This is a genomic window from Bradyrhizobium sp. NAS80.1 (assembly GCF_001908205.1).
Lineage (GTDB): Bacteria > Pseudomonadota > Alphaproteobacteria > Rhizobiales > Xanthobacteraceae > Bradyrhizobium.
Genome location: NZ_LGHL01000066.1, coordinates 1 through 18,687, shown reverse-complemented (window position 1 = coordinate 18,687; position 18,687 = coordinate 1). Strand labels below are relative to the sequence as shown.

Here is an 18,687-nt window from a genome sequence, read left to right as displayed (position 1 = left end):
GATCACCCGCCAGCACGATGCGGCCCGCGCTGCGGCGGCCCGGCGCCGGCGAGGCCGAGACCAGCGCCTGCGTATAAGGATGCTCCGGCCGCGCGAACAGGTCGTCGGCGTTGCCGATCTCGACGATGCGGCCGAGATACATCACCGCGACGACGTTGCTGATCTGCCGGACGACGCGCAAATCGTGGCTGATGAACAGAAGCGTCAACGCGAGCTGAGCCTGGAGATCGCTGAGCAGGTTCACCACCTGCGCCTGGATTGAGACGTCGAGTGCGCTGACCGGCTCGTCGCAGACCAGGAAGTCCGGCTTCGTCGCCAGCGCCCGCGCCAGAACGATGCGCTGGCGCTGTCCGCCGGAGAGCGCACCCGGATAACGCCCACCATGCGCTGGCGTGAGTTCGACCGCGCGCAGCAATTCGCGAACGCGGTCCTCGCGCTCCGCGGGCGTGCCGACACCGTGAATGTCGAGAGGCTCGCGGATTTGCGCCGCGACCAGCAAACGCCGGTCGAGCGCCCCGAGCGGATCCTGGAAGATCATCTGCATGTGCGCACGTTGTGCGCGCCACTCAGCCGTTCCAGGCACAGCCATCGGCTTGCCGTCGAATCGCACCTCGCCGCGATCGGGCGGCTCGAGCCCGAGCACAATGCGGCCGGTGGTCGATTTGCCCGAGCCAGACTCGCCAACAAGGCCCAGCGTCTCGCCCTTGTGGATCGAGAGCGACACGCCGTCGACCGCATGGACGGCCGTGCTGCGACCAAACATCCCGGAGCGCATTGTGTAGCTGCGCGAGATCGAGGACACCTCGACGAGCTGCGCGTTCATTCGGCGGCGATCCCGAACAGGGCACGGCGGGAGGCCTCGGCACGAATGCAGGCGACGGCCCGGTCGTCCGCGATCGGCGTAAGGGTCGGAGCTGCAGCGCTGCACGGCTCGGCCGACAGCGCACAGCGCGGCGCGAAGGCGCAGCCGCCCGGCATGCTCGCGGGATCGGGCACGGTCCCGGGGATCGCCGTCAGGCGCCGACGCGGTCCGTCGAGCGGTGGCAATGCGCCGATCAGACCTTGCGCATAGGGATGCACGGGATCGGCAAAGAGCTGGTTGGCTGGCGCCTGCTCGACGATGCGGCCGGCATACATCACCGCGACGCGGTCGCAGTTCTCGGCAACAACGCCGAGATCGTGGCTGATCAGCACCATCGCCATGCTCATCTCGCGGCGAACAGAGGAGAGCAGCTCCAGGATCTGGGCCTGGATGGTGGCGTCGAGCGCCGTGGTCGGCTCGTCCGCGATCAGCAGATCGGGATTTCCGGCGAGCGCCATCGCGATCATGATGCGCTGGACCTGGCCGCCGGAAAACTCGTGCGGATAGGCGGAGAGCCGCCGCGCGGCGTCGGGAATGCCGACAAGATCAAGCAGCCGCTGCGCTTCCGCCTTCACGGTCTCGCCGGAGAGATCGCGATGCAGCGCCAGCGCTTCGCAGAGCTGCCTGCGGACAGTGAGCACCGGGTTGAGCGCGCTGGCCGGATCCTGGAAGATCATGGCGACCCGCCCGCCCCGCACCTGGTCGAGCTCAGAAGCCGGCGCGCCGAGGATTTCGCGCCCATCGAGCCGCACCGAACCGGAGACCTTCGCATGCCGCGGCAAGAGACCGAGCGCTGCAAGCCACGTCACCGACTTGCCGGAGCCGGACTCGCCGACGAGGCCGAGGGCCTCGCCCTTCCGCAAGGTGAGATCGACACCGCGCAGGACCGGCACGCCGTTGAAGCCGACGCTGAGGCCCTGGATGCTGACGAGCGGCGTCACAGCTTACGCCTCGAAATTGCCGGCGCGGAAATCCATCGCGAACGCGGGGGCCGCCTTCCACTTGATCGATTTCGGCTTGGCGGTGAAGGTCGCGTTCTGGTGCAGCACCGTGTAGGCGGGATCTTCGCGCTCGGCGATCTCCAGCATGCGGCGGAACGCCTTCTTGCGCGCCGCGCGGTCGGTCGAAGTCTCCAGGAACTCCGAGAGCGTGTTCAGCTCGGCATTGGTCCATTCGCCGATCTGCTGCTGCTGGCCGTTCGGGCCATGCTGGGCGACCAGCGAGGACACCGGGTCGTTGAAGGCGGCCGAGTTCGACCAGTCGCGCACAGCGCGGGTCGGCGCGCGTTCCATGATCTGCGACCAGTTCTCCTTGGTCTCGATTTGGACGTTGAGGCCGACCGACTTCCACATCTCCACCAGCACCTGCGCGGTCGCGACCTGGTTGGTGTAGTAGTTGTTGAGCAGGCGATACGGAATCGGATCGCCCTTGTAGTTCGCCTGCTTCAAGAGATCCTGCGCGAGCTTCGGATCATAGGCCGGCACGCTCCAGTCGGCGTTGAACATGTCGCCATAGAATTCCCACTGCAGGCCCTTCGGCACGCGGGTGCGGCCGGCCCACAGGCTGTCGACGATAGCCTGGCGGTCGATCGCATAGGTGAAGGCGCGCCGCACCAAGGGATTGGCGAGCTGGGCGTGGTTCTTGTCGAACACGGTCAGGCGATGATTGAGGATGGTGCCGCCCTGCACTTCGAACGCAGAATTCATCTCGATGCCGGCGATCTGGTCCGGCGGGATGTCGCAGGCGAACTGGTATTCGCCCGATAGCAGCCCGTTGATGCGGCTCGCGACCTCCGGCACCTCCAGGAAGCGGATGCGCTTGAGCGGCGGACGGCCGCCCCAATATTCGTCATGCGCTTCCAGGGTCAGCGACACGTCAGGCTTGAGCTCGACGACCTTGTAGGGGCCGGTTGTGATCGGCTTGCGCGCCCAGTCGAGATAGCTCGCGGATTCTTCCCAGGCGCGGCGGTTCATGATGTCCGAGCCGTAGCGCGACAGGCGCCCCTCGATCGTGACGTCGGGCGTCGCGTTGCAGAAGCGAACAGTATATTTATCGACGGCGTCGACACGCACGAGGTCCGGCCAGATACGGCGCGCAACCGCGGGGACGTCCGGCGGGAGCTCCTTGCCCGGGCGCGGCGTCGGGATCTTTTCAAAGGCCTGGATGGTTGAGCGGCTCTTGGCCTCGGTTTCACCGAACATGCGCTCGCGGCTGAAAGTGAAGACGACGTCTTCGGCCGTCAGCTCGTCGCCGTTGTGGAACTTCACGCCCTGGCGCAGCTTCACCTCGACAGTCTGGTCGTCGATGCGGCGCCACTCGCTGGCAAGGCCCGGCACGGCCTCGAGACTGCCGCGCCAGTTCTTCGAGATCAGGCCTTCCCAGATCGAGGAAAAGAACACGCGCTCACCGACGTTGGACTGCTCGCGCAGCACGTCGAGCACATTCGAATTTGTGACCTTCTGCACGGCGATCGTCACCGACGGGCGATTGTCGGCCTGCGCGATTGCAAACCGCGGCAGCAGCAACGTGCCTGCGGCGGCAGTACCGGACTTCAGGATGGTGCGACGGGTGAGCTTGCTCATGACGATAACCCCTGCCCTTTGTGATGTCGGTTATTCGGCGAGACCGAACGCGGCGAGATGGGCTGCGCCGGCGCGGACGTCGTCGTGGTTGCGGAGTTCGAGGATCAGCCGCGGGTTCGAGGTCAGCCGGCCGAGCGCGCGGAATACGGCCACCCAGGGGATATTGCCTTCGCCCGGTGCCCAGTGCCGGTCGGCAAAGCCGTCGGTGTCCTGGAGGTGCACATGCGTCAACATGTCACCGGCAGTCTCGACGTAGAAGTCCACCGGCGGCGCACCGGTGGAGACGTGCGCGTAATTGGCATGACCGGTGTCGAGGGAGACGCGGACCTTGCTGCTTTCGAGCGCCTTGGCGAGGCGCACGCGATCGCGCGGATCCTTGTCCTCGATGTTTTCAATGACGATCTCGCAGCCGATTGCTTCGGCGCGCGCGATCACCTCGGCGAGGGTTGCCTTGACACGTTCGACAAGATTGCCACGGTTGTCCGGATAGAGATCGAGATTGTTGTGGTCCCAGGTCGTGAACGGCGAATGGATCACCATCTGCGTTGCGCCGAGGAATTCAGCTGCATCAAGGCCCTGAAGCAGGCGCTTCGTCACCGCCTGACGGATCATCGGATCATGGCTGTCGATCTTGAAGCCCCAGAACGGGCCGTGGATGCCGAGCCGGCCGGTATGGCCTTCGAGCATCTGCTTGATCTCGCCGGCCGTGCTTCGCCAGTCGCTGTCGAGCAAATCCGCGCGGAAGAAATCCTGGATTTCGAGATCGCGTTGCCGCTCAAGAAGCCAGTCGCGGTGGGCGGGGATTGATTTGATGGACAATGCGACGCCCAACACCGGCTTCGACATGGCTTGCTCCCTTGACTGTCAGCGATGACAAGAGCAGCGCTAGACCAGTTCAATGACAGGCCCGTGAAATGCCGGTTCCGCGGGGCGGACGAGATGTGGACATCCCGCCGGTCTCGTGCATCGAACTCAGGCAGCAGCAATGGCAGCAAATGCAGACGAACACATCAGGGCGCGGAGAAGAGCACGTTCGTGTCCGTAGTGATCCGGAATGGATTCCTAACCATTCTTCGCGTACATCGCGCGCATCGATCGGCGGCCACTTCCAAGGGCATCACCCTCCGATCACGCTGCATGGGGCGGGGGATTGAAGGCTGGGGCAAGGTGACGAGGTCCGGACTCCTAGGCACTCCGGACCTCGCACTTTCTAGATTGAACGCAATTTCGCGCCGCCGGCGATGTGCGCCGCGCGGCGCGAAATCGTTTTGAGGCGCCCTGTTAGTGTCCTGCCCGATCAGTTCGGCACATTCCGCTCGAGATCCTCAAGCCATGCTGCCGCGCTCGAATCCGACGGCGCACGCCAGTCGCCGCGCGGCGACAGCGAACCGCCGGCGGAAACCTTCGGTCCGTTCGGCATAGCCGAGCGCTTGAACTGGCTGAAGGCGAAGAAGCGGCGCAGGAACACCTCCAGCCAGCGGCGGATCTCCTTGAGATCGTAGGCCTTGCGCCGATCGGTCGGGAATGCCGGCGGCCATTCGCCCTTGGCGACGTCCTTCCAGGCATGCGACGCCATGAAGGCGATCTTGGACGGCCGCATGCCGAACCGCAGTGTGTAGAACAGGTTGAAATCCTGGAGCTCATAGGGCCCGACGGAGGCTTCCGTGCTCTGCGGCTTCTCGCCGGGCTTCACCGGGACCAGTTCGGGCGAGATTTCGGCGGACAGGATGGAGGCAAGCGTCCGGTTCACGTCGTTGCTGAACTGCTTCGAGGCGATCACCCAGCGGATCAGATGCTGGATCAGCGTCTTCGGCACCCCGGCGTTGACATTATAGTGCGCCATCTGGTCGCCGACGCCGTAGGTACACCAGCCGAGCGCGAGCTCGGAAAGGTCGCCGGTTCCGATGACGATGCCGCCGTGATGGTTGGCCAGCCGGAACAGATAGTCCGTGCGCAGGCCCGCCTGCACGTTCTCGAAGGTCACGTCATAGACCGGTTCGCCCTTGCCGAAGGGATGGCCGATGTCCTTGAGCATCTGCGTGGCCGTGGTGCGGATGTCGAGCTCTTGCCAATTCGTCTGCAACGCCTTCATCAGCGCCAGCGCATTAGTCTTGCTCTCGCTGCCGGTGGCAAAGCCTGGCATCGTGTAAGCAAGGATATTTTCGCGTGGCAGGCCGAGCAGGTCGACCGCCTTGGCGGCAACGATCAGGGCGTGGGTGGAATCAAGGCCACCCGACACGCCGATCACGACACGCTTGGTGCCGGTCGCGCGCATGCGCTGCACCAGGCCGGCGACCTGGATGTTATAAGCCTCATAGCAATCCTGCTCGAGCAGGTGCTCATCGCTCGGCACGAACGGAAAGCGCTCGACCTTGCGTACGAAGCCGATGTCGGTGGCTGGCGCCTTCAGCGCGAACGTCACTGTGCGGAAAAATGCTTCGCGCTGCCGGCGGTTGTCGTCGAACGTCCCCATCAGCGCGCGCTCCTGCCTGAGCAGGTCGAGATCAACGTCGGCCAGCGTGATCTGTCCGCCCTGGCGGAATCGCTCGCCCTCGGCTAGCAGCACGCCGTTCTCGTAGATCGAGGTCTGGCCGTCCCAGGCGAGATCGGTGGTCGATTCCCCTGCCCCGGCGGCCGCATACACGTAAGCCGCGAGGCAGCGCGCCGATGTGGATTGGCACAGCAGCGCGCGCGAACGCGCCCGGCCGATCGTGATCGGGCTGCCCGAGAGGTTGATCAGCACGCTCGCACCAGCGAGCGCCAGCTCCGAAGCCGGCGTCACCGGGATCCACATGTCCTCGCAGATCTCGACGCCGATGGTCAGGCCCGGGACGTCCTCCGCCGTAAACAGCAGATCAACGCCGAACGGCGCGCGCAGCCCGCCGATCGCGATCGCCTCCCCGACGATGCCGGCGCCCGAGGCGAAATGCCGTCCCTCGTAGAATTCGCGATAGGTCGGAAGGTAGCTCTTGGGCACGACGCCAAGGACGTTGCCGCGATGGATGACAACGGCGCAATTGTAGATGCGATGACCAAAGCGCAGCGGCGCGCCGACGATCAGGACGGTCATCAATGCCGAAGAGGCCTCGACGATCCCAGCCAGCCCGCGCTCGACCGCGTCGAGCAGCGGGTCCTGCTTCACGAGGTCCTCGATCGCATAGCCGGACAGGCACAGTTCGGGAAACACGGCGACCGCCACCGATTGCTCGTGGCAGGCATTCGCCGCCGCCAGGATGGCCTTGGCGTTGGCCGAGGGATCGGCGACATGGGACGTGGTGACGCAGGCCGCCACGCGCGCAAATCCGTGGGCGTAGATCGAGTGGAAGCTCATCGAGCGCAGTACCTTTGATCTGTTCGCTGTCGGCCGCAGCCGTCAGTTCCAGACCATATGTAGCGCATCGACCGGGCCGCGTGCAGGCCATCCCGCCATCATGCATAACGGATTTGCATGTCCGCCCACTCAGCAACATGCGAAATCAGGCGCTGCGGGCCAGCACCTTGGTTAGATCGCCGCGCAGCCATTCGGCGATCCGGGGCCAGGCATGTGCGTGGATCCGTGCCCCCATGAACAGTCCGAGATGATCACTGGGCTCGGAGGCCGCCGCAATGAAGGCCGGCGGCGTGCCGAGCAGACCAGCGGTGGCCAGCGCCTGCGTGGCCGGCACGACATCGTCGTCGAGCCCGGCCAGCAGGAAGACCGGCGCCTTGACGTCCTTCAGATGGACCTCACGGCCGAGCGCCATGAAGTTGCCGCGGGCAATCCGGTTCTCCCGGAAGATCCAGTTGACGATCTCCAGATAATAGGTCCCGGGCAGATTGAGCGTCTCGGTATTCCAGCGGTCGAAGCGCGCGAGCAGCGCCGCGCCTTCGTCGTCCGAGAGATCCTTCTGCAACGCCACCGCGATGTCATCGCGGCTGGGCGCCCTGGACCAGAACCGTAGCATCTCCTCGCCGTTGACGTTGCCGCCGCCACGCACGACGAGCTGATCATAGACCATTTCAGGCGCGTTGCGGGCAAGCCGCGAGAGCGCAGAGTCGATCGAGAGATCGACGGGAGCGCCAACCAGCACGAGCCGCCGCACCTTGGCGGGAAACCGCGCCGCGTAGAGCAGCGACAGCCATCCGCCCTGGCACAGGCCGACGAGATCGACCGGCGCGCCGATCTCGTCGACGGCGACGTTGAGATCGCCGAGATAGCTGTCAATCGAGAGATAGCACATGTCCGGCGCGGCCGAGCGCCAGTCGGTGAGATAGACCCGGTCGATGCCGCCAGTGTGCAGGGACTGCACCACACTGTGGCCGGGCGCGAAGTCGGCAATCAGGGCCCGATGCAGCGCAAGGGGCGCGCAGACCAGGGCGGGTTGGCCGGATCGCCTCCGCGTACAATTGCGCAGGCGCATGGTTGCAAGCTCCAACGCAACGGTGCCTGGCGTCGTCCACGGCAGGCTGCTGTCGTCCCGCTCCGCCGGGCCGCGCTCCAGCCACCAGAAACAAGCGTCCATGGCGAGCCGCGCCGCCGCAATCGGCCACAGCAGCGGATCATCCGGAACATGCGCCGGTTCGCGCAACCGTTTGCCGGTCTTCTCTACCATGGCGATCTCACACCCCTCACAGGAACGCCTCGAGGCTGATCACGGAAATGCCGAGGTCCTTAAAACTCCGGCGGGTCGCGGCGACGGAGCCGTCAAGATCGATGCCGCGGCAGGCGTCCTCGATGACGGCAACCTCGAAGCCGGCCTTGCGCGCGTCTTCCGCCGAGAAGCGGACGCAGAAATCCAGCGCCAGGCCGGTGACGAAGACGGTCTTCAGCTCGCGTTCGCGCAAATATCCGAGCAGGCCCGTCGGCGTGCGGTGGTCGTTCTCGAAAAGCGCCGAATAGGAATCGATGCCGCGACGAAAGCCTTTGCGCACCACCATGCTCGCCCGGGTGCTGTCGAGATCACGGTGGAATTCGGCGCCCGCCGTGCCCTGCACGCAATGCGTCGGCCAGAGCACCTGCGTGCCATAGTCGAGCTCGATGGTCTGGAACGGCTGCTTGCCCGCATGGTTCGACGCGAATGAGACATGGTCGCGCGGGTGCCAATCCTGGGTCAGCACCACATTGGCGAATTTTTGGGCGATGTGGTTGATGGCTGGGACGACTTTCTCGCCGCCGTGAACGGCGAGTGCTCCGCCGGTGCAGAAATCATTCTGCACGTCGATCACCAGCAGCACGTCACGGTCGGAGATCTTCATCGCTGTCCATTCCATCTGCCAGGCGCGATGGCGCCGAACGCTCCCCTCAATGTCGATCTTCCCGGCCAGCTTCGCAACCACCTGCGCAGATGTAGCGACCTCGACCGGCCAAGATGCAACGCTTTGGCTTCGTCCGTGTTGACTAGGCTCACCCGAGGGCGGATTCTCGGACGTCCGCGACGCGGATCGGATCGAAGGTGCGGAGAAAGGGGTTCCCGCAGCCGGCAGGCTGCGGCAGCCAAGAGGCCATGAGTATCGGCAAGACAGGACAGATTCTTCTCGCCGATATCGGCGGCACCAATGCGCGCTTTGCGCTGACCGAGGGCGAGCAGACCGGACCGATCGACTATGTGAAGGTCGCCGACTTCCCGACCGTTCGAGAGGCCATCGCCGATGTCCTGGCGCGGCGATCCGGCGGCAAGCCGCCCCCAAGGGCCGTGCTGGCTGTCGCAGGGCCCGTGACCAATAACCGCTGCGTCATGACCAACAGCCCATGGGTCATCGATGGCAACGAGCTGCAGCCGGCCCTCGGCTTCAACAGCGTACACGTGCTCAATGACTTCGAAGTCGTGGCCTGGTCCCTGCCCGCCTTACAGCCTGCTGATCTGATCCCGCTCGGCGGACAAGACGGCTTGCCGGGAGAACCACTGCTGGTGGTCGGGCCCGGAACCGGCTTTGGCGTCTCCTGTCTGGTCGAGCGCCATGGCGCCCGGCTGGCCGTCGTCACCGAGGCGGGACACGCGACCCTGCCGGCGGAGAACGAGCGCGAGGAACATGTGATTACCTGCCTGCGCCGGCGCTTCGGCCATGTTTCCATCGAGCGCGGCGCGCTATCGGGCTCTGGGCTACAAAGCCTCTACGAGGCGCTGGCCGAGATCGATTGCGCTCAGGTGCCGCATCGCGATGCGGCCGCCATCACCAAGGCCGCTCTGGAAGGCAGTTGCGCCGTCAGCCGCGCGACACTCGAGATGTTCTGCGCCATCCTCGGCTCGGTCGCGGGCAATCTCGCCGTGACCTTCGGCGCCCGCGGCGGCGTCTATATCGCCGGCGGAATCGTGCCGCGCTTCCCGGATTTCCTGGCGGCCTCGGCCTTCCGCGCGCGCTTCGAAGCCAAGGGACGCTTCCAGGACTACTTACGCAACATTCCGACCAGGCTGGTGACCAAGCCCGACGCGAGCTTCGTCGGCCTGAAGACGTTTGCCGACCACAATCCTGATTGAGGCGCGCCTACCCTCCCCGCGCTCCTGTTCCGGTAATTCACAGCTGATTGCAACGAACGTGCGGTTCCATGCAGGAACTCACTTGCCCGTTTGTTCCCGATAATGAACAGTTCAGCCATGTGTGGCGTAGTTGCGGGGGCGTAACATGCGTAAGCAGGACATAGGTTTCGACTATCACCGCTATCACCGCCTGCTGACCGAGGCGGACGACGATGACAAGCGGCTAGCCCTGATCGAGCTCTTGATCGAGGAAAAGGCGCGAGACCGGCTGGCCGCGCAGCGCGCTTCGGACCGCGCCGCCATGACCGCTCATACCATTGCAACGGTGCTGAAGAACGGCCGCAAATGAATCTTGCGGGACCGCCTGCTGCTCGCGCGAACAGGCGACCGATTGCGATTCCGTTAATGATCCCTAGCAAGCTCGTGTCAAACTTTTTGCTCTAAGAGTTGCTTCACCTGATGCAATTCAGGGGCAACAAAGGGGGGAATGAACATGAGCATGATTTCGCTCGCCGCAATGCCGGCCGCTGTCGAAACGCGTTTTGCCGATTCTTCTTTCAAGATCATCTTGCTGTTCTGCTGCGTGGGCCTGGTCGCCTCGTTCGGCCTGATGACGCGCGGCATCGACCTCAGTGCCGGCCTGATGTAAGATCGCCGCGACTTCCTTCGCCAAATGGCCGCCCTGACGGGCGGCCATTTTCGTTGGCGACCTCAGTGCGGGGCCTCAGTGCGGTGTCCTGGCCGTCGCGTCCGGAAACAGGGTGTCGATCATCGCCTTGAGCTGATCGAGGGAAATCGGCTTGCGCAGGGTCGGCCTACGCCGGAGCAAGGACGGCAGCAGTTCTGGTCCGTAGCCCGTGGCGAACAGAAACGGCTTTCCACGGCGCTCGATCAGGTCGGCGACGGGATCGACGTAGAGGCCCATCAGATTGATGTCGAGGATCGCGAAATCATATTGCGCGGTCATCGCGAAGGCGCTCGCGTCCCGCACATTGTCCGCTTCCGCAACGACGTGGTGGCCGAGTTCCTCCACCATGTCGGCGATCATCATCCGGATCAACGCCTCGTCTTCGACCAGGAAAACGGAGAGTCCGTCCGCCATAACAACCCCGCAGTCAGCTTGCGAAACTAATCATAGCCGAGTTGCGGAGAGGATTCACGAATTCGTGGCGGGCGCCGTTAATTCCGGCGCGCGCAATCCAATTCAACTTGATCAATCCAGCCCGCGCTCGTGGCTGAGGCGTACCATCTCCTGGATGAAGACCTGCTTCTGCTTGTCGTCGAGGCTCGAATAGAGCGGCTCGGCAGCGTCCGCGACGTTGCGTTGATCGGCGGCACGGTCGATCAGGAATTGCGACTCGTTACGCATCTGCTCGATGATGTCGTCGGGCGGATCGCGCTTGGCGCGGGCAATCCGCAGGTTGAGCCGCTCTGCACCATTGTGCCCGAGATAGTGCATAGCGCTCGAGAAGCCGAACCAGTGCTTCTCCTGATCGGGCGTGAGGTTCAGTTCGGTCTTGATCCGCTCGATATAGGAATCGCTGTTGGCGACGATCTGGTCGGCGGTCAGCTGCGGCGCGCCGGTCTGGGTGAGGACCGTGACATCCTTGTTGTCATTGTCCTTGTTGTCTTGCGGCGCGTTCTTGGCTTCCTTGCTCGGCTTGGCGCTCTTGCCGGCCTTGGCGCTCTTGGCGTCCTTGTCCTTGCCGGCGCCCGGCTGCTTGGCATCCTTGCTCGCGTCCTTGTTGGCATCCTTGGCGGCCGGCGCCTGCTGGTTGTTGTTATTGGTGTTGACGCCGAGCACGCCGGTGAAGACGCCGACCACGCCGCCGATCGCGCCGCCCAGCACGCCACCGACGGGGCCGGCCGCCTTGTTGCCGGCCGCAGCGCCGTCCTGAACACCCTTGACCAGGCCCTGCGCGTTCGCCACCGCGGCTGCGCCGAGCAACAACGCGAGCATGGAGCCCAGCGCGAGCCATCGCCGGAGGTGAAGCCGCGCGGGCGGCGCCGGGTTGGTCATTCTCGTCTCCATCGTCGCTCTGATTGGCCTGTTGGGGTGGAAGCCACCCGCCGGTTGCAACTCTATCGTTTTCACTGCGTCGAGGTCCAGACGCAGCCAATGCTGTCCACGCCGAAAGGTCTTTCGCGCGAAGCAGTTATCAAAGCTCATTCGAAACTGCGGCGTAATTGCGCACAGACCGTTCCAGCCCTGCCTGCGCGAAGTGTGCGTCGCAAAATGAGCAGCCGCGGTCCACGTCAGGCGCGCGATACCGAAGGCGCTGCCGCGTTCCCGAACACAACGTTAGTTCTAGACGTCCAGCCGTTCGGCTTTCTCGACAGACGCGATCAATCATGATCTGATCGCGCTACCAATTTGCCGCGCCTCGCGTGACTTGCTCTCGAAGCTGACGGCACCAATAAGAAACTTCCAGCAAGAAACGCCAACAAGAAAATCAAGAACAAAACTCAGGAAAGTCAGAGGAAATACCAGAACAATAAAACACCCAAGCGAGGAAACGAGATGTCACGCAAGACACTGACGCGACGTCAATTTGTGGCTGCCACTGCAATGTCCTCCGCGGCGCTGATCACGGCGCCCTATGTCCGAGGCGCTTACGCCGCCGGCAAACTCTCGATCGGCTTCTGGGACCACTGGGTGCCCGGCGCCAATAGTGCCTCCACCGAACTCGTCAACCAGTGGGCTGCGAAGGAGAAGGTCGAGGTTTCCATCGACTACATCACCAGCAACAACAAGAAGATCGAGCTGACCGCGGCGGCCGAAGCTCAGGCCAAATCCGGTCACGACATCCTTCAGATGCCGAGCTGGTGGCCGCACGCCTATTCGGAGAATCTCGAGCCGCTCAACGACGTCATGGAGCCGCTCATCAAGCAGAACGGCGAGGTCAACGGCACCGTCAAATATCTCGGACAGTCCGGCGGCAAATGGCTCGCCGTGCCCGCGACACCCGGCAGCCAGATCAAGGGTCCCTGCTCGCGCATCGACCTGATGAAGAAATATGCGGGCATCGACGTTCAGGAGATGTATCCGGCAGGCAGTCCGCCCAAGGCTGACAATTGGACCCTGGACACATTCTTGAAGGCGGCAGAGGCCTGCCAGAAGGGCGGCTTCCCCTTCGGCATCGGCCTCGGTGAGACCACCGACAGCGTCGATACGGCCGGAGCGATCTTCCAGTCGTTCGGCGCCGAGCTCGTCAACGCCAAGGGCGATATCACGGTGAAGACCGATCAGGTTCGCCAGGCTCTCGAATACTACAAGAAGCTGATCGCGTTCCTCCCCCCGGACGCACCGTCCTGGGATGACGCCTCGAACAACAAGTGGCTGATCTCCGGCCGAGGCGCGCTGATCATGAATCCGCCGAGCGCCTGGGCGGTTGCCAAGCGCGACGCGCCGCAGGTCGCCGAGCAGTGCTGGACGCACGGATGTCCCGCCGGCCCGAAGGGGCGTTTCGCGCCCTTCCTGCCGTATTTCTGGGGTGTCTGGAGCTTCGGCAAGAACAAGGAGGCGGCCAAGAGCCTGCTCCTGCATTTGTCCTCGCCCTCGTCGATCGAGAAGTTCGTCGCGGTGAGCGGCGGCTATGATCTGCCGGCCTACGCGAACATGACTACGTTGAAGACCTGGGCGGAGGAAGGACCGCCCAAGGGAACGCTCTATCACTATCCCAACCCCTACAACCATCAGACGCTGTCGATTGCAGCATCGCCGGCGCCGCCCAAGATCGCGCAGCAGATCTACTTCCAGGCCACGCTGACCAAGATGGCGCTGCGTTATTCGCGGGGGGAGACGATGGAGCAGACACTCGCCTGGGCCGAGGGCGAGTGCGAAGGCTTCATGCGGAGCTAGGCCGGGGTGTGCCAGGGCGGTTCACGCCACGCGCGTGAGCCCGCCCCAACACCTATTGGATCCGCATGACGGGGAGCCGACCCGTAAGGTCGGCTTCGCGGTTGGACAGTCTGCAAAGAAGCTGACTTGAGGAAGCTGCCATGGCCGAGGTCGTCGTTCAGCAAGGTCGCGTCGCCCGCACAGGCACGCGCAAACGGGGGAGCCTGCGCAACGCGCTGGGGCGTAAATCGACGGTGGCGTTCTTCCTGACGCTGCCGCTGATCCTGCTGATCGTGCTGCTCGTGCTCTACCCCGCCTTCTATTCGGTCTACCTGGCGACGCTGAACAAGGCGATGACGAAATTCGTCGGCCTCGGCAATTTCACCTTCCTGTTCAAGCGCGAAACGTTCTGGATGGTGGTGAAGCAGTCCTGCATCTTTGCGATCACCGCGGTGGTCTTCAAGGCGCTGATCGGCTTCATCGTCGCGCATTTCGTCCACAACATTCCGGGCAAGAAGCAACGCAAATGGCGCGGCATGCTGCTCGTGCCGTGGGTGATCCCGCCGGCGATGAGCACGCTCGCCTGGCTGTGGCTGTTCGACCCCTCCTACAGTGCCTTCAACTACACGCTGTCCTTCTTCGGCGTCGGTCCGATCCCCTGGCTCGGCGACACCTTCTGGGCGCGCTTTTCAGTCATCCTCGTCAACGTCTGGTACGGCGCGCCGTTCTTCCTGATCATGTATCTGGCTGCGCTGAAATCCGTACCCGATCAGCTCTACGAGGCCGCGGCGATTGACGGCGCCAACTGGTGGCAGCGCATTTGGTATGTCACGCTGCCGATGATGCGCAACATCATCGCCATCACGACGCTGTTCTCGCTGATCGTCACCTTCGCCAATTTCGATATCGTGCGGATCCTGACCTCAGGCGGCCCGCTGGATACGACGCATCTGTTCGCCACCTGGGCGTTCCAGGTCGGCATCCAGAGCAGCGATATTCCGCTGGGTGCCTGCGTCTCTCTGTTCATGGTGCCGATCCTCGCCGTCGCAGCGATCTTCATCCTGCGCGACGTCACCAAACGTGGGAACGAAGCCTGATGAGCACCGTCGCGATCGACAAGGCCGGCCCTTCCCGCAAGGTCAAATATGGCAGCATGAGCCGCGACCGCGCCTGGGCGTTGCGCTGGTCCTACTTCTTCCTCGTGCTGTTTGCGATCTTCTTCCTGACGCCACCGGTCTACATGCTGATCACCTCACTCAAGAGCAGCGCGGAAATCTCAGCGGCAACCAATCCCTGGTGGGTGTTCCACCCGACGCTGTCGAACTATGTCGAGCTCCTGACCTCGAACCAGTTTTTACGGTTCTTCTGGAATTCGTCGATCGTGGCGATCGTGGTCGTCATCATCACGATGCTGATCAGCATCCCCGCGGCCTTCGCGCTGGCACGAATGAAGTTCTGGGGCTCGGCGACGCTCGCGACCGGTGTGTTCCTCACCTACCTGATCCCGGACAGCCTCCTGTTCATTCCGCTGTTCAAGATGCTCGCGGTAATCCAGGACCTGACCGGTATCACGCTCCTCAACCGATGGTACGTGCTGCTCTTCATCTATCCGACGCTGACGGTGCCGTTCTGCACCTGGATCATGATCGGCTATTTCGCGTCGATCCCGAAGGAGCTCGATGAAGCCGCCCTCATCGACGGCGCCTCGTGGCTCCAGACCTTGACGCGGATCTTCATTCCCGTCGCGCTCCCCGGCCTGATCGCCGCGACGATCTTCGCCTTCACGGTCTCCTGGGCGCAGTTCCTCTATCCGCTGGTCTTCACGACCTCAGTCGATCAGCTCGTGCTGCCGGTCGGCATCACCACGACGCTGATCAAGGGCGACGTCTTCAACTGGGGACAGATCATGACCGGCGCGCTGCTCGGCGCGGCCCCGCCGCTGATCATCTACGCCTTTCTGATGGACTACTACATTGCCGGCCTGACCGCCGGCGCGACAAAGGGCTGATACCGAGGAGTTGAAGTGCAATGGCCGACGTTTCCTTGCGCAAGGTGATCAAGCGTTACGACGATGTGGAAGCCGTGCGCGGCATCGATTTGGACATCGCCGACCATGAATTCATCGTGCTGGTGGGGCCATCAGGCTGCGGCAAGTCGACGACGCTGCGCATGATTGCCGGCCTCGAGGACATCAGCGACGGCGACATCATGATCGGCGGTGACGTCGTCAACGACGTGCCGCCGAAGGATCGCGACATCGCGATGGTGTTCCAAAACTACGCGCTCTATCCGCACATGACGGTCGCGGAGAACATGTCGTTCGGCCTGCGCCTGAAGCACTATCCCAAGGCCGAGATCAAGGCGCGCGTCACGGAAGCCGCCCGCCTGCTCGACATCACCGACCTGATCGACCGCAAGCCCAAGCAGCTCTCCGGCGGCCAGCGTCAGCGCGTCGCGATGGGCCGCGCCATCGTGCGCAATCCAAAAGTCTTCCTGTTCGACGAGCCGCTGTCCAATCTCGACGCCAAGCTGCGCGTGCAGATGCGCATCGAAATCAAGAAGGTGCACCAGAAGGTGCGCACCACGACGGTCTACGTCACCCACGACCAGGTCGAGGCGATGACGCTTGCCGATCGCGTCGTGGTCATGAACAAGGGCCGCATCGAACAGATCGGCACGCCGAACGAGCTCTACCACAAGCCGGCGACTCGTTTTGTCGCAGGCTTCATCGGCTCCCCCGCGATGAACTTCATCCCGTGCCGTCTGGAGGATGTCGCCGGCAAGCTCCAGATCCGCCTCACCGACCGCATCGCTTTCGCGCTGCCGCCCGCCCGCGCCGCCCGCTACAACGCGCTGCCGCGCAACGACAAGCTGGTGCTTGGCATCCGACCCGAGCACCTCACAGAATCGCATGCGCATCTGGGGCCGGGCATCGAAACCTTCGAAACCGTGCTCGACGTCATCGAACCGATGGGGATGGAGACCCTGGTCTATTTCGGGCTCGAGGGCACGCCGGTCTGCGGCCGCGTCAATCCTAATGCCGGCGCCACGGACGGGGCACCCATGCGTTTGGCGATGGACCTCAACAATATGCACCTGCTAAACGAGGAGACCGGTGCCGTGTTGTGACGGCCGGTCAAGAAACTCGCGCAGGCAGGGGACGATGGCGACCAACAAGAAGAAGATTTTCGTTACGCAAACTTTGTCGCAAGGGGCACGCGCCCTTCTCACCCAGCGGGATGACATCGAGCTCATCGAGTTTCCGAACCTGATCTCCGCGAGGGACTTCGAGGCGCTGCTCAAGAGCCATGCGCCGGTCCATGGCGTGGCATTGGGCGCCACTGCCTTCGGCGAGACCGAGCTCGAGGCGTCAAAGGATATGAAGGTGGTGACCCGCATCGGTGTCGGCTACGACGCCGTCGACGTCCCCGCCCTCTCCCGCCGCAAGGTGCCGCTGATGGTGGCAGGCAGCGCGAACTCGCCGTCGGTCGCCGAGCAGGCGCTCTTCATGATGCTGACGCTGGCCAAGCGCGCGCAGGAAATGCACTCCTGCGTCAAGGACGGCAAATGGGCCGGCCGGCTCGGCATGCTGCCGTTCGATCTCTACGGCAAGACCGTGCTGATCATCGGCTTCGGCCGCATCGGTACCCGCACCGCCAAGCGCTGCCTGGCGATGGAAATGAACGTGCAGGTCTACGACCCCTACAAGCCTGCAGCCGAGATCAGGGCTGCGGGCTGCGAGCCCGTCGCCGATCTCGACACTGCACTGCCTCAAGCCGACTTCGTCACCATCCACTGTCCGAAGACGCCGGAAACCGTCGGCCTGTTCGATGCGGCGCGGATCGGCCGGATGAAGCCCAAATCCTATCTCATCAACACCGCCCGCGGCGGCATCGTGCAGGAGGCGGCACTGTACGACGCCCTGGTCTCCGGAAAGCTCGCCGGGGCCGGCATCGACGTGTTCGAGGTAGAGCCGCCGCCCGTCAGCAATGCGCTGTTCGCGCTGCCGAACGTCATCATGGCTCCCCATGTGGCGGGCGTCACGGTCGAGGCGGTGAGCCGCATGAGCGAGCAGACCGCGCGCAACATCCTGAGTGTGCTGGACGGCGATCCGATCCGGCAGAACATCATCAATCAGGACGTGCTGGGCTAGTGCAAACCCGAACGCGGGCGGCTGATCCGCCCGCCTTCGGAAGGCCAGAATGCGTCCCATTTTGGTGCAGATCGAGCCCCAACTCAGCCTTAATCAAACGCGCGTAATATGTCCGGCCGCGGCGGCAGTGGGACAGACTAGCCGGCCGCGTCGAGCTGGAGGATGGACCCTTGTCAGAGATCGACCCGACCGACCACGCGCTGGCGACCATCGCCAGCATCCTGGAGAACCCCGAGCCCGTTCTCGTCGTCCGCGAACCCGAGACCGAGACTGCCGTCGTCGAAGAGCATGAAGAGCAACTAGTCGCCGAAGAGCATCTGACCGATGACGAGCAGCTGGCCCCTGACGAGCATCCAGTCGTCGAGGAGCAGCCGCTGGTGCCGGAGCACACCGATGCCGACGGCTACAGCAAGGTTGGCCCCGGGCCGATGGTGGCAATCCGCCTCAAATGGACGGTCCATCGCGGCGACGACGGCCAGTACTACGTCCACGAGACCATCGGCGAGCAGTCCGCGCCCGTGATCAGCGGCCCGATGACCAGCGAGGCCGCCGTCCATTTCGTCGATACGCACGAGGACGAGGCGCACCGGCGCTTCGAACTGCTGCGCAGCGAGATCGCCGGCCGCAGCTCGCTCGCCGACTACGAGCGAAAGGGCGAAGCCTAGGGCTTATAGTTTGAGCATGATCTTTTCGGAAAACCGCTGCACACTTTTCCGGATCATGCTCTACTTGCGACCGAGATAATCCTTCTTCACGAGCTCGACGCCTGCGTGTCGCAAGAGGTTGTAGGCCGT

19 protein-coding genes are annotated in these 18,687 nt (G+C 63.8%); 9 read left to right on the top strand and 10 right to left on the bottom strand.

Annotation, left to right across the window (positions count from 1 at the left end; genetic code table 11):
• From AC629_RS16985 to pncA, 7 genes are all read right to left on the bottom strand, one after another.
• Positions 1–823, bottom strand: an 823-nt coding sequence (locus AC629_RS16985; RefSeq protein WP_084806104.1) for an ATP-binding cassette domain-containing protein, incomplete at its 3' end; no start/stop codon positions are given.
• Complete coding sequence (locus AC629_RS16980) at positions 820–1,803, bottom strand: ABC transporter ATP-binding protein (RefSeq protein ID WP_084806103.1); 984 nt, start codon at positions 1,801–1,803, stop codon at positions 820–822. The genes AC629_RS16980 and AC629_RS16985, both read right to left, overlap by 4 nt.
• Positions 1,804–1,806: 3 nt before the next feature.
• On the bottom strand, positions 1,807–3,444 hold the full coding sequence (locus AC629_RS16975) for an ABC transporter substrate-binding protein (RefSeq protein ID WP_084806101.1): 1,638 nt from the start codon (positions 3,442–3,444) through the stop codon (positions 1,807–1,809).
• Positions 3,445–3,474: 30 nt separating this feature from the next.
• The gene (locus AC629_RS16970; RefSeq protein ID WP_084806099.1) at positions 3,475–4,290 is read right to left on the bottom strand and encodes a sugar phosphate isomerase/epimerase family protein; all 816 of its coding nucleotides are present in this window, start codon (positions 4,288–4,290) and stop codon (positions 3,475–3,477) included.
• A 451-nt stretch (positions 4,291–4,741) separates the two neighbouring features.
• Positions 4,742–6,775, bottom strand: coding sequence for an NAD(+) synthase (locus AC629_RS16965; protein ID WP_084806097.1), 2,034 nt, complete (start codon positions 6,773–6,775; stop codon positions 4,742–4,744).
• 145 nt (positions 6,776–6,920) lie between these two features.
• Complete coding sequence (locus AC629_RS16960; RefSeq protein WP_084806094.1) at positions 6,921–8,036, bottom strand: alpha/beta fold hydrolase; 1,116 nt, start codon at positions 8,034–8,036, stop codon at positions 6,921–6,923.
• 16 nt (positions 8,037–8,052) lie between these two features.
• Positions 8,053–8,694, bottom strand: coding sequence for a bifunctional nicotinamidase/pyrazinamidase (gene pncA / locus AC629_RS16955; protein WP_084806106.1), 642 nt, complete (start codon positions 8,692–8,694; stop codon positions 8,053–8,055).
• A 233-nt stretch (positions 8,695–8,927) separates the two neighbouring features.
• Here pncA and glk point away from each other — a divergent pair, with 233 nt between their 5' ends.
• From glk to AC629_RS46880, 3 genes are all read left to right on the top strand, one after another.
• Positions 8,928–9,899 (top strand): glucokinase, encoded by a 972-nt coding sequence (gene glk, locus AC629_RS16950; protein ID WP_084806092.1) that lies wholly within the window; start codon positions 8,928–8,930, stop codon positions 9,897–9,899.
• Positions 9,900–10,044: 145 nt separating this feature from the next.
• Positions 10,045–10,248, top strand: a complete 204-nt coding sequence (locus AC629_RS16945; RefSeq protein ID WP_084806090.1) for a hypothetical protein — start codon at positions 10,045–10,047, stop codon at positions 10,246–10,248.
• A gap of 144 nt (positions 10,249–10,392) precedes the next feature.
• The gene (locus tag AC629_RS46880; protein ID WP_168195509.1) at positions 10,393–10,548 is read left to right on the top strand and encodes a hypothetical protein; all 156 of its coding nucleotides are present in this window, start codon (positions 10,393–10,395) and stop codon (positions 10,546–10,548) included.
• 75 nt (positions 10,549–10,623) lie between these two features.
• Here AC629_RS46880 and AC629_RS16940 read toward each other — a convergent pair whose 3' ends face one another.
• Together AC629_RS16940 and AC629_RS16935 are read right to left on the bottom strand one after the other, a co-directional pair.
• A complete protein-coding gene (locus AC629_RS16940; RefSeq protein ID WP_084806088.1) occupies positions 10,624–11,001 on the bottom strand; it encodes a response regulator in 378 nt (125 codons plus the stop codon).
• Between the two features lie 111 nt (positions 11,002–11,112).
• A complete protein-coding gene (locus AC629_RS16935; protein ID WP_084806087.1) occupies positions 11,113–11,919 on the bottom strand; it encodes a Spy/CpxP family protein refolding chaperone in 807 nt (268 codons plus the stop codon).
• Positions 11,920–12,420: 501 nt separating this feature from the next.
• On the opposite strand from AC629_RS16935, the gene AC629_RS16930 reads away from it, so the two are divergent.
• The 6 genes from AC629_RS16930 to AC629_RS46875 all read left to right on the top strand — a co-directional run bounded on the left by AC629_RS16930 (position 12,421) and on the right by AC629_RS46875 (position 18,558).
• Positions 12,421–13,761: an ABC transporter substrate-binding protein gene (locus AC629_RS16930; RefSeq protein WP_084806086.1), complete on the top strand. Its 1,341-nt coding sequence runs from the start codon at positions 12,421–12,423 to the stop codon at positions 13,759–13,761.
• Positions 13,762–13,901: 140 nt separating this feature from the next.
• Positions 13,902–14,837, top strand: a complete 936-nt coding sequence (locus tag AC629_RS16925; protein ID WP_084806084.1) for a carbohydrate ABC transporter permease — start codon at positions 13,902–13,904, stop codon at positions 14,835–14,837.
• On the top strand, positions 14,837–15,748 hold the full coding sequence (locus tag AC629_RS16920; protein WP_074123120.1) for a carbohydrate ABC transporter permease: 912 nt from the start codon (positions 14,837–14,839) through the stop codon (positions 15,746–15,748). Before AC629_RS16925 ends, AC629_RS16920 begins: the two co-directional genes overlap by 1 nt.
• A 20-nt stretch (positions 15,749–15,768) precedes the next feature.
• On the top strand, positions 15,769–16,869 hold the full coding sequence (locus AC629_RS16915; protein WP_084806081.1) for an ABC transporter ATP-binding protein: 1,101 nt from the start codon (positions 15,769–15,771) through the stop codon (positions 16,867–16,869).
• Between the two features lie 34 nt (positions 16,870–16,903).
• Positions 16,904–17,893, top strand: a complete 990-nt coding sequence (locus AC629_RS16910) for a hydroxyacid dehydrogenase (RefSeq protein WP_084806079.1) — start codon at positions 16,904–16,906, stop codon at positions 17,891–17,893.
• 170 nt (positions 17,894–18,063) lie between these two features.
• A complete protein-coding gene (locus AC629_RS46875; protein WP_084806078.1) occupies positions 18,064–18,558 on the top strand; it encodes a hypothetical protein in 495 nt (164 codons plus the stop codon).
• 60 nt (positions 18,559–18,618) lie between these two features.
• Here the strand turns inward: AC629_RS46875 and AC629_RS45340 are convergent.
• Positions 18,619–18,687: DUF1993 family protein (locus tag AC629_RS45340; RefSeq protein WP_143199185.1), on the bottom strand; the 69-nt coding region annotated here is incomplete at its 5' end.